Annotated in this window: 9 protein-coding genes and 1 pseudogene; 5 read left to right on the forward strand and 5 right to left on the reverse strand. The window is 62.7% G+C overall.

What is annotated here, in order from left to right; all coding sequences use genetic code 11:
- Positions 1-3 precede the first annotated feature (3 nt).
- A pseudogene (locus tag PCO31110_RS26340) lies at positions 4-153 on the reverse strand (ESPR domain-containing protein); the annotation flags it as partial.
- Between the two features lie 154 nt (positions 154-307).
- Between PCO31110_RS26340 and PCO31110_RS11140 the strand changes: the two are divergent.
- The gene (locus PCO31110_RS11140; protein WP_150690460.1) at positions 308-1,141 is read left to right on the forward strand and encodes a helix-turn-helix transcriptional regulator; all 834 of its coding nucleotides are present in this window, start codon (positions 308-310) and stop codon (positions 1,139-1,141) included.
- A gap of 245 nt (positions 1,142-1,386) precedes the next feature.
- Here the strand turns inward: PCO31110_RS11140 and PCO31110_RS11145 are convergent, their stop codons facing one another.
- The 4 genes from PCO31110_RS11145 to PCO31110_RS11160 are packed head-to-tail and all read right to left on the reverse strand — an operon-like array spanning position 1,387 to position 4,979.
- The gene (locus PCO31110_RS11145; protein WP_010806410.1) at positions 1,387-2,040 is read right to left on the reverse strand and encodes a PqiC family protein; all 654 of its coding nucleotides are present in this window, start codon (positions 2,038-2,040) and stop codon (positions 1,387-1,389) included.
- Entirely contained in the window at positions 2,037-3,701 is a 1,665-nt protein-coding gene (locus tag PCO31110_RS11150) for a PqiB family protein (protein ID WP_010806411.1), read from the reverse strand. Before PCO31110_RS11150 ends, PCO31110_RS11145 begins: the two co-directional genes overlap by 4 nt.
- Positions 3,694-4,338 carry a paraquat-inducible protein A gene (locus PCO31110_RS11155; protein WP_010806412.1) on the reverse strand — a complete coding sequence of 215 codons (645 nt, stop codon included), beginning with the start codon at positions 4,336-4,338 and terminating at the stop codon, positions 3,694-3,696. Before PCO31110_RS11155 ends, PCO31110_RS11150 begins: the two co-directional genes overlap by 8 nt.
- Positions 4,335-4,979 (reverse strand): paraquat-inducible protein A, encoded by a 645-nt coding sequence (locus PCO31110_RS11160; protein WP_010806413.1) that lies wholly within the window; start codon positions 4,977-4,979, stop codon positions 4,335-4,337. The genes PCO31110_RS11155 and PCO31110_RS11160 overlap by 4 nt, the downstream gene beginning before the upstream one ends.
- Before the next feature lie 205 nt (positions 4,980-5,184).
- On the opposite strand from PCO31110_RS11160, the gene fdnG reads away from it, so the two are divergent.
- The 4 genes from fdnG to fdhE are packed head-to-tail and all read left to right on the forward strand — an operon-like array spanning position 5,185 to position 10,937.
- Positions 5,185-8,253 (forward strand): formate dehydrogenase-N subunit alpha, encoded by a 3,069-nt coding sequence (gene fdnG, locus PCO31110_RS11165; RefSeq protein WP_144265792.1) that lies wholly within the window; start codon positions 5,185-5,187, stop codon positions 8,251-8,253.
- Between the two features lie 9 nt (positions 8,254-8,262).
- Positions 8,263-9,213: a formate dehydrogenase subunit beta gene (gene fdxH, locus PCO31110_RS11170; protein WP_010806416.1), complete on the forward strand. Its 951-nt coding sequence runs from the start codon at positions 8,263-8,265 to the stop codon at positions 9,211-9,213.
- Between the two features lie 2 nt (positions 9,214-9,215).
- Positions 9,216-9,854, forward strand: a complete 639-nt coding sequence (locus PCO31110_RS11175) for a formate dehydrogenase subunit gamma (RefSeq protein ID WP_010806417.1) — start codon at positions 9,216-9,218, stop codon at positions 9,852-9,854.
- A 51-nt stretch (positions 9,855-9,905) separates the two neighbouring features.
- Positions 9,906-10,937: a formate dehydrogenase accessory protein FdhE gene (gene fdhE, locus PCO31110_RS11180; protein ID WP_150690727.1), complete on the forward strand. Its 1,032-nt coding sequence runs from the start codon at positions 9,906-9,908 to the stop codon at positions 10,935-10,937.
- Positions 10,938-10,942: the final 5 nt, after the last annotated feature.

A 10,942-nucleotide genomic window follows, 5' to 3' on the forward strand; every position in this document is an offset into this window, starting at 1 on the left:
AGCACTTACCGCAACGTGCCGGCCGCGCTGGCGGGGCCCTCCCGTGCAGGTACCCTTTGCATGTGACACCGCCAATTCCGATACGGCCTGCCACACCCTCGCCGTCGCATTCCAGACCACCCGGTAAGTGCGATTCATCCCGTCAACCCTCATGATTTTTTGTGGATCGAGTCTACATAGCCGTAGCCGCGATGCTTGGCATGCTGATCGCGGCGTCCGCACAGGGCGGCCATATGACGTTCAGCACTCGAAAACAAGCAAATGTAAAATTTGTCGCAGCGATATTCCATTACCCGGAAGAGTAGTCATGCACACCGACCCGACCTTGTTGCAGGAAATCGTCCGCCTTTACGAAGCTGAGGCTGACTTGCTGACGCTGCCTGCCATCCTGTTTGAGGGGGTGGTGCGGCTGACCAACGCTGACGTGGTCACCTTGACAGAGGTTCACCATCGCACCGGCGAACTGCGTGCGCTGGTGTCGGTGGAAGACGATCCGGCCCGGCGCCAGGCGGCGTTCCAGGCTTACGCACGGCACGCGCCCAGTCACCCGTTCTGGCAGAAAGACCCGGCGTTCTTTGGCGAGCGCGCGGTGCGTGAGTCGGATGTCTTTACGGATGACGAATTCATGACGCTTCCGATGGCGCAGGAAGTGTTTTTGCCGTCCAACGCGCGCCGCATCATGGGCTTGGTGATGCTGCAGGAGGAGTACTTTTTGGAGCTCAGCGCGCACCGCTTCGTCGGCCGGCCCGCCTATAGCGATGCCGAACGCGATCGGCTCCAGGCCTTTCGCCCGCACGTGCTGCGGACATATCGCCAGGCCCAGCAGCGCACGATTGACAAGCTCCCGCCGGCGGATCGGCTGGGCTATGCGTTTCCCGAGTTGACACAGCGACAGGTGGAAGTGGCGGTGTGGGTGGCGCAAGGCAACTCGAACGAAGCCATTGCCGCCGCCATGAACATCAGCCCGGATACGGTCAAGGCGCACCTGAAAGCCATCTTCAGCAAGATCGGCACAGACAGCCGCCTCGCGCTGGCCAAACTCGTGCATACCGTGCCGCCGTTCTCGCAGATGCCGCCGCTGTGGAAACTTCCGTTGGAAACTTGGGGCACACAAACGTCGCCCGTTAGCCAATCCGTTTGATTCGGGCGCCAAGAAAAAGCGAGAAACACGGAAGGTCGACCCGGCGCCGATTCCTACATCGTGACCGTGGTGTCCTGCGGCCTCGAACAACTGGATCTGGGGGCGCTGTTTGGCATCGTTGGTCGGCATGGCGCCAACCTTGCCGGGCCATCGTCAGGTTGCGCGCGACATACGTCCCGGCTTGGTCGGGCCGGTCTTGCTCAGGGGCAGGACCGGCCGTTTTTTGAGAAAGCGGGTGAGCGCGCTCAGCCCTGGCAGCGAGGCGTTGCGCCCTGCGCGCTGGTGGCAATGGCGTTGCCGATGCCTTCCACCAGACGGTCGACCAGCCGGCGTTGTGCGGCAACCACTTCGGCAACCCCACCCGAGGCAGGCTCCGTGCCCGCAAAGCGGCAGGTCAGCATCATGTCGCCCGGCACCCGGCGAACGCTCCAGACCGCGGTGAGCGCAGCCTGTTCACCCGGCGTGGACTCAAAGCGCTGGACCGACGTCGACACCCGATACACGGCGAGCGCATCGGCACGGGGCAACCCATATACGTCCATGGCACCGAGACGCTGCGTGAGGCCGCGCGAGATCGTCGACGTCAACTCGTTCTTGAGCGGCGCGGCCCAGCGAGATTCCTCGAGAATATCGACGCGGCCACCACCGCGGGTAACGACGATTTGCGGCCGGTCAACCTGGTCGGGCACGGCTACCGGAGAGATTTCGATGGCGTAAGGCGTTGCCGGCGCGTTGGCGCTGGCCGCGGCGGCGGGGCCGGTGGCATCGGTCAGCGTGTAGAAGCTCGACGGCGGTGATGCACAACTGGCGAGCATCAACGTGAGGGCGGCTAGTGCGGCACCGGCCATCGGCGTCGCACGGCGGCGCGGGCTGCGGTTCATCTCAATGGGCCTCGTCATGGTTGCGGATCCTTCGGTTTGCCGCGCAGCAACGCCTCGGGGTGCTGCTGCAGATAGTCGGCGAGCGTGTTGAGCGAACGCAGGGTCTTGGTGAGTTCCTGCATGGCCTGACGAACGTCTTGTTGCACCGGGGCGTCTTCGGAGAGCGTGCGCTCGGCAGCGCCGAAGCTCTTCTTCGCCTCGCCGAGCGTAGCCTTTGCCTCGGGCGCGATCTCGCCGTCGAGCTGGCGGAACAGGCCCTGCGCACTGTCGAGTGTCTTGTCGAGCTTGCGCAGCGACGAGTCGAGGCTCTGCCCGATGCTGTCGAACGGAATCTTGTCGAGCTTGCTCGCAATATCGGCGATCTGCAGCTGCAACTGGTCGAGCGTGTTGGGCACGGTCGGCATGATCACCACGTCGTCGACATGTTCGGCTTTCGCGGGTTTCGCGTTCGGGAAGAAGTCGAGCGCCACATACAACTGACCGGTCAGCAGATTGCCGGTGCGCAACTGGCCACGCAGGCCACGCGCCACGAGCGCATCCAGAATCTGATGGCGGACGGCTTCAGTAGGCTCTTCGTTGTTTTTCGGGTCGCGGCGGCGCAGACGGTCGGGATAGACCTGCACCGTCACCGGCATACTGATCCGCTTGCTCACCCGGTCGAATTCCACGCCGATCGACGTCACTTCACCCAATGCAATGCCCCGGAAGTCCACCGGCGCACCGACGGACAGACCGCGCAACGACTGCTGGAAACGGAACACGACCGTGACCGGATGTGTGTCCGGCGCCTTCATCGCCGTGGTTTCATCCGGCGCCAAACGGAATTCCTGACCCGGCTTGGCCATCACCCCGGCACCCGAGTCGGCCGGTGCCTGGAAGGCAATGCCGCCAATAACCACGGACGTCAGCGACTGCGTGTTGACCTGGAAACCGCTCGAGTCGAGCCGAAGGTCGATGCCGCTTGCGTGCCAGAAGCGAGTGTTGGAGCCGACGTACTGATCGTAGGGGGCTTGTACGAAGGCGCGCAGTGTCACGCCCTTGCCGTCCTGATCGAGCGAGTAGGCTTCGATCTGTCCGACCTGAATCCGGCGGTAATAGACGGGCGAGCCGATGTCGAGCGAGCCGATGTCTGCGGCATGCAGGATGAACGGCTTGCCAGGCTGGCCGGTGGAGACGACCGGCGGCACTTCGAGACCGGTGAAGTGATTCGAGGTGTCCGCCGATTTGCCCGCGTCGGCGCCAATGTAGGCGCCCGAGAGCAGTGTCGAGAGACCGGAGACGCTGCCCCCCGCCACACGCGGGCGCACGATCCACCAGCGTGAATCCTTGACGGCGAATTTCTTGGCGTTCTTGGTGAGGTCGACGGTGACGCGCACGTGAGACAGATCGTCCGACAGTTCGATGTTCTTGACCGTGCCGATGTCGACGTCTTTGTATTTGACCTTCGTCTTCCCGGCTTCGATGCCTTCGGCCGATTTGAAGTTGATAACGACACTCGGTCCGCGCTCGATGAGTACCTTGGCAACGAGCGACAGGCCAATCAGGGCGGCCACCAGCGGAATCAGCCAGACGAGCGACGGCGCCCAGCGTTTGCGTGGTTCGATGACCGGCATGGGCAGGTCGTTGGCCCCGGACGGCGGCACCGCCTTCGGGTCTTGCGAGTCTTTCGGTTCAGTCATGATCGTCCTGTTCGGAATCGTCGTCTCGGATCTGATCCCAGATCAGGCGAGGGTCGAACTGCATGGAGGCCAGCATCGTGAGCACGACCACCGAGCCGAAGGCCAGGATGCCCGGCCCGGCCTGAATGACAGCCAGCGATTGAATATTCACGAGTGCCACCATCAGTGCGACGACGAAGACATCGAGCATCGACCAGCGGCCGATGAACTCGATCATGTGGTACAGCTTGGTGCGTTGATGCGGATTCCAGCCGGCGCCCCGCTGCGCGGTGAAGCACAGCAGCGAGAGCGCAATGAGCTTGAGCATGGGGACGAGAATGCTCGCGGTGAAGACGACGATGGCCAGATCGTATTCGCCGCTGCTCCAGAAGTAGATCACCCCGCTCATGATGGTGTCACTGGAGTTTCCCAGCAGCGAGCGCGTCTGCATCATGGGCAGTACGTTGGCGGGTATGTACAGGATCGCGGCGGCGATCAGCAAGGCCCAGGTGCGGGCAAGACTGTCGACTTTGCGCTGGTGCAGGACGGCGCCGCAACGCGGGCAGCGCGCCTTCCCGGTCGTTTTGACGGCGCGCGAGAGCTGCCCGCACGCGTCGCATGCCACGAGTCCGGCGTCTTTGGCGGAACGGAATTTCATCGTTGCACCGCCCGCGATTGTGCGGTGCCGGCCGCGTCCGGGGCCGGCGTGTGGTCGATCACGATCCAGAGATTGCGCAGGTCGTACGACAGCACCAGTGCCAGCAGCACGGTGAGCGCCCCGAACGCCCACAGCGCCACGCCAGGCAGCACGCTCGCCATGGCCGAGAGTTTGACCAGTGAAACCAGTACCCCCAGCATGAAGACTTCGATCATGCCCCACGGGCGGCAGAATTCGATGGCACGCATCACATGGAAGACGCCATATGGCTGCCGGCCCAGCGAGAGCGGGGTAAACAGATGCACCAGTGCGAGCAGTTGTAACAAGGGAAACAGCACGGTCGTGGCGAAGACCAGCAGGGCGACGAGCCACATGCCTTCGCGATACAGCGCCCAGGCGGCGCCCACGAGAGTGGTCTCCATATAGATGCCTTGCACCTCGATCTCGACAATGGGGAAGGCGTTCGCGATGGCGAACACGATCAGGCAAGTCAGGGTGAGCGCGAGCACGCGCGACAGGCGCAAATCCGGCGCGCGGTAGAGAACCGAATGGCACCGCGCGCAGCGAGCAGTCTCCTGCGGCGGCAGGTCCAGGCGACGGTGCAGCGTGTCGCAGTTCGGACATGCGATCAGGTTCGTCACGTCGTCTTCTGGGGGCAACGTATCCATTACCGGGGGGCGTGACCAAAGTGACGCACAGAATACCAAATTGGCAAGGAAGTTCCCTCGTAGTCAGGCTCAACGCATGATGCGGCACGATTTGTGCTAAGTCACGGAAAACATGCTGTCTTTGCTCTATACTCGACAAACTCCCGCATAGATTCAAAAGATTTGAGGAGAAATCCCCATGCTAAACATGTCGAGGCGCCAGTTTCTCAAAGTGAGTGGCGCAACGCTTGCCGGGTCCAGCCTGGCAATGCTCGGGTTCGCGCCCGACGCGGCACTGGCGGAAGTCCGTCAGTTCAAGCTGGCGCGAGCGACCGAAACCCGGAATACCTGCCCGTACTGTTCTGTCGCTTGCGGCATTCTCATGTACAGCTACGGCGACGGTGCGAAGAACGCGAAGAAGAGCGTTTTCCACATCGAAGGCGATCCAGATCACCCGGTCAATCGCGGTACGCTGTGCCCGAAGGGCGCCAGCCTGATCGACTTCATTCACAGCCCGAATCGCCTCATGTATCCGGAATACCGCAAGCCGGGTTCGGACAAGTGGGAACGCATTTCCTGGGACGATGCGCTCGACCGCATCGCCAAACTGATGAAGGCCGACCGCGACGCCAACTTCGTTGAAAAGACGGACGACGGCATGACGGTCAACCGCTGGTTGACGACGGGCATGCTCGCCGCATCGGCATCGAGCAACGAAGTCGGTTACCTCACGCACAAAGTCATCCGCAGTACCGGGATGCTGGGATTCGATAATCAGGCGCGTGTCTGACATGGCCCGACGGTGGCAGGTCTTGCCCCGACGTTTGGCCGTGGAGCGATGACGAACCATTGGGTCGACATCAAGAACGCGGATCTGGTACTCATCATGGGCGGCAACGCAGCCGAGGCACACCCGTGCGGTTTCAAATGGGTGACCGAGGCGAAGGCGCACAACAAGGCGCGCCTGATCGTCGTCGACCCGCGCTTCAACCGTTCGGCATCGGTCGCGGATTACTACGCCCCGATTCGTACCGGCACGGATATCGTCTTCCTCGGCGGGTTGATCAACTACCTGCTCACGAACGACAAGATTCAGCACGAATACGTCAAGAACTACACCGATTTCACCTTCCTGGTGAAAGACGAGTTCGCGTTCGAAGACGGCATTTACTCGGGTTATAACGCCGAGAAGCGTACTTATGACCGCAGCTCCTGGGATTACCAGAAGGGCGCCGACGGCTACGTGCTTACCGACCCGACGCTGCAACACCCACGCACGGTGTTCCAGTTGATGAAGCAGCACTACTCGCGCTACACCATCGAGATGGTGGAGCGTGTGTGCGGCACGCCGGCCGACAAGGTCGAGTACATCTTCAAGCAGATCGCCGAGTGTTCGACGCCGACGCGCACCATGACCATCATGTATGCGCTGGGCTGGACGCAGCATTCCATCGGTTCGCAGATGATTCGAACCGGCGCGATGGTGCAACTGCTGCTGGGCAACATCGGTGTGGCGGGCGGCGGCATGAACGCGCTGCGCGGGCACTCGAACATCCAGGGTCTGACCGACCTCGGATTGATGACCGACTTGCTGCCGGGCTACATGTCGTTGCCGAAGCAGGCCGAGCAGAGTGTCGACCAATATTTGACGGCGCGTACGCAAAAGCCGTTGCGTCCGAACCAGCTCAGCTACTGGCAGAACTATCCGAAGTTCTACGTGAGCCTGATGAAGGCGTGGTGGGGCGACGCGGCCACGGCCGAGAACAACTGGGCGTACGACTATCTGCCCAAGCTCGACAAGCCGTACGACCTGCTGCAGGTGCTCGAGTTGATGAACCAGGGGAAGATGACCGGCTACATCGCGCAGGGCTTCAACCCGCTCGCGGCCGCGCCGGGCAAGTTCAAGTGGGATCAGGCGCTCGCCAAGCTCAAGTTCCTGGTCGTCATGGACCCGCTGGCCACCGAGACGTCGGAGTTCTGGAAGAACTTTGGCGAGCACAACGACGTCGACTCCAGCAAGATCCAGACGGAGGTGTTCCGCCTGCCGACGACCTGCTTTGCCGAAGAAGACGGCGCGCTGGTCAACTCGGGCCGCTGGCTGCAATGGCACTGGAAGGGCGCCGAGCCGCCGGGCGAAGCACGCACCGACATCGAGATCATGACGGGGCTGTTCTTGCGCCTGCGCGAGATGTACAAGACGCAGGGCGGTAAATTCCCCGACCCGATCGTCAATCTGTCGTGGCCGTACGCCCAGGCGGAGAGCCCGTCGCCCGAGGAAATCGCCAAGGAATACAACGGCCGTGCGCTCAAGGACATCGTCGATCCGAAGGACCCGACCAAGGTCACACGCAAGGCCGGCGAGCAATTGGCCGGCTTCGCGGAACTCAAGGACGACGGCAGTACCTCGTCGGGTTGCTGGATCTTTGCCGGTGCCTGGACACAGGCGGGTAACCAGATGGCGCGCCGCGACAACAGCGATCCGACCGGTATCGGTCAGACGTTGAACTGGGCGTGGGCGTGGCCGGCGAACCGTCGCATTCTGTACAACCGTGCCTCGGCCGACCTCGCGGGCAAACCGTTCAATCCGAAGCACAAGCTGGTGTGGTGGAACGGCAAGGCCTGGACGGGGGCGGACGTGCCCGACTTCAAGGTCGACGAGGACCCGGCGGGCGGCATGAGCCCGTTCATCATGAACCCCGAGGGCGTGGCGCGCTTTTTCGCGAAGGCGGGTATGGCCGAAGGGCCGTTCCCCGAGCACTACGAGCCGTTCGAGACGCCGCTGGGCTACAACCCGCTGCATCCGAAGCAACCCAAGGCCACCAGCAATCCGGGCGCACGCGTGTTCCCGGACGATCTGGCGACGATGGGTACCGTGGATAAATTCCCGTATGTGGCGACGACCTATCGTCTGACCGAGCATTTCCACTACTGGACCAAGCACGCGTTGCTCAATTCGATCATCCAGCCGGAGCAGTTCGTCGAGATCGGCGAAGCGCTGGCGAAGGAGATCGGCATTGTGGCGGGCGACACGGTCAAGGTGTCGTCCAACCGGGGCTTCATCAAGGCCCGCGCGGTCGTCACCAAGCGCATTCGTGCGCTCAAGGTGGACGGCAAGACGATTCACCACGTCGGCATTCCGATTCACTGGGGCTTCAAGGGGGTGGCCAAACCCGGGTTCCTCGCGAACACGCTTACGCCGATCGTCGGCGACGGCAATTCGCAGACCCCCGAGTTCAAGTCGTTCCTGGTGAAGGTCGAGAAGGCATAGGGAGGCGCCATGGCACTGCAATCACTTGATATCAAACGGCGCTCGGCAACGACCTTGCCGTCGCCCTCTGTGCGCGAGGCGCACACGGGCGACGTCGCCAAACTCATCGACGTCTCGAAGTGCATTGGCTGTAAGGCTTGCCAGACGGCGTGCATGGAATGGAACGATCTGCGCGACGAAGTCGGCGAGAACGTGGGCGTGTACGACAATCCGCGCGACCTGTCGGCGGACTCGTGGACGCTCATGCGCTTCACCGAGTACGAAAACCCGAAGGGCGACCTCGAGTGGCTCATCCGCAAGGATGGCTGCATGCATTGCGAGGACCCGGGCTGCCTGAAGGCCTGCCCGTCGCCGGGGGCGATCGTGCAATACGCCAACGGCATTGTCGATTTTCACGAAGAGAACTGCATCGGCTGCGGGTACTGCATTACCGGGTGCCCGTTCAACATCCCGCGTATCTCGCAGAAGGACCACAAGGCCTACAAGTGCACGTTGTGTTCCGATCGCGTGTCGGTCGGGCTGGAGCCGGCGTGCGTGAAGACGTGTCCGACCGGCGCGATCATGTTCGGCACCAAGGACGCCATGAAAGATCAGGCGGCCGAGCGCATCGAAGACCTGAAGTCGCGGGGCTTCGATAACGCGGGGCTCTACGATCCGGCGGGGGTGGGTGGCACGCACGTGATGTACGTGCTGCATCATGCCGACAAGCCGTCGCTGTATCACGGCCTGCCGGATAACCCGCGCATCAGCCCGATGGTGACGTTCTGGAAGGGCATCGCCAAGCCGCTGGGCGTAGCCGCCATGGCGTTCACTGCGATTGCCGGCTTCTTCCACTACATCAAGACCGGTCCGAACGAGACGACCGAAGAGGATGAGGCGCAAGCCCGCCGGTACGATGCATCCCGCAAGGGCGATGGTCCCGATGGCCAGAAGGGCGCCGTCACGCACGAGGAGGTCTGACCATGTCGCACGAACCAAGCGATCGCAAGGACGATCTGATCGAGCGTTACAACGCCGCGGAGCGCATCAACCACTGGATTGTCGCGGGCACGTTCATTCTGCTCGCGCTTTCCGGGCTGGCGCTGTTCCATCCGTCGATGTTCTGGCTCACCCATCTGTTCGGCGGCGGGCCGTGGACGCGGATTCTGCATCCGTTCGTCGGGCTGGTGATGTTCGTCGCCTTCGTGTGGCTCGCGCTGCGGCTTGCCCGCTACAACAAGTTCGAGTCGCGCGACACGGAGTGGATGAAGAAGATCGGTGACGTGCTCGACAATCGCGAAGAGAATCTGCCGGAGGTCGGGCGCTACAACGCCGGACAGAAGCTGCTTTTCTATGTGATGGTGTTGTGCATGATCGGACTGCTGCTCTCGGGTATCGTGATCTGGCGCGCATATTTCGCGTTCTACTTCCCGATCTGGGTTGTTCGTCTGGCATCCGATGTGCATGCGGTGTGTGCATTCGTGTTGATTTGCGGCATCATTACGCACATCTACGCGGCGATCTGGATCAAGGGTTCCGTGCGCGCCATGACGCGCGGAACCGTCACCCGCGGCTGGGCGTGGAAACACCATCGCGCCTGGTACAAGCAACTCAACAAATGAGTCCGGCCCAGGTGGCCGGACGCTCTTACGAGGCCGGCCACCTTGCAACGCATTCTTGAACCCGGACAGATCGAGTCGCTCGATCGCACTTCCATTCCCCGTTTGCGCATGCCGCAGCGTGCCGAGGTTTTCTCGGCACGGGCGGCGCGCTTGCGTCAACTTGCCGACGGCCATCCGCTGGGCGACTACCTGCGGCTGATGGCCGTACTTGTCGACGCGCAGCAACGCGTGCTCGACAACTTCCAGCCAGAACGCCCGTCCGTCGAATCCATCGAGCAGGCACAGCGGCACTGCATGCCGCTCGTGCCCGCCACCGGCGGATACGACGCGGGGCGCTGGCAGCCGCTGCTCACACCGCTGCTCGACGCTGTGGCGGCGCAGCCGGACTTGCCGGCTCCGGTTCGCGGGGTACTCGATCGGATTCGTGCAACCGATCCGGCCACGCTCGAAGCTGGGGCGCTATCGCTGCTCGCCGGGCACGGCAAAGGCGTCGATGCCGCGAGCGCACCGTTTCTGATGGCCGCGCTGCAAGTGCTCTGGACGGGCGTGGCAAGCACGTTCGATGCAAGCGAAGTGCCGATGCTCGACGTGCCCAACGTCTGCCCGGTGTGCGGCACGCTGCCGGTGGCGAGCGTCGTTCGTATCGGTGGCGCGCACGAAGGCTACCGCTATCTCGCCTGCGGACTGTGCTCGACCGAATGGCATATGGTTCGCGTGAAGTGCACCCATTGCGAAGCGAGCGAACATGTCGCGTACCACGTCGTCGACAAGTCGGGGGACGCAGCGGCATCGAACGCACAAGCTTTGGCGGCAGTCAATGCCGAGGCAGACGTCGCCAAGGCCGCCGATGGCCGTCCGAAGCTCGACGAAGCGGCCAAGCGCGTTGCGTCGTCACCCATCCGGGCAGAGTCGTGCGACGACTGCCACGGCTATCGCAAGATCTTCTATCAGGACAAAGACCCGTTCGTCGAGCCAGTTGCCGATGACCTCGCGAGCCTCGCCCTCGACGTATTGATGGGCGAAGCGGGATACGCGCGGGCCAACGGGAACCCGTTGCTCTGGCAGAACACTGAAGACGCTTAAGGGGA

The sequence above is a fragment of the Pandoraea communis genome (genome assembly GCF_902459745.1).
GTDB classification, from domain to species: Bacteria; Pseudomonadota; Gammaproteobacteria; order Burkholderiales; family Burkholderiaceae; genus Pandoraea; species Pandoraea communis.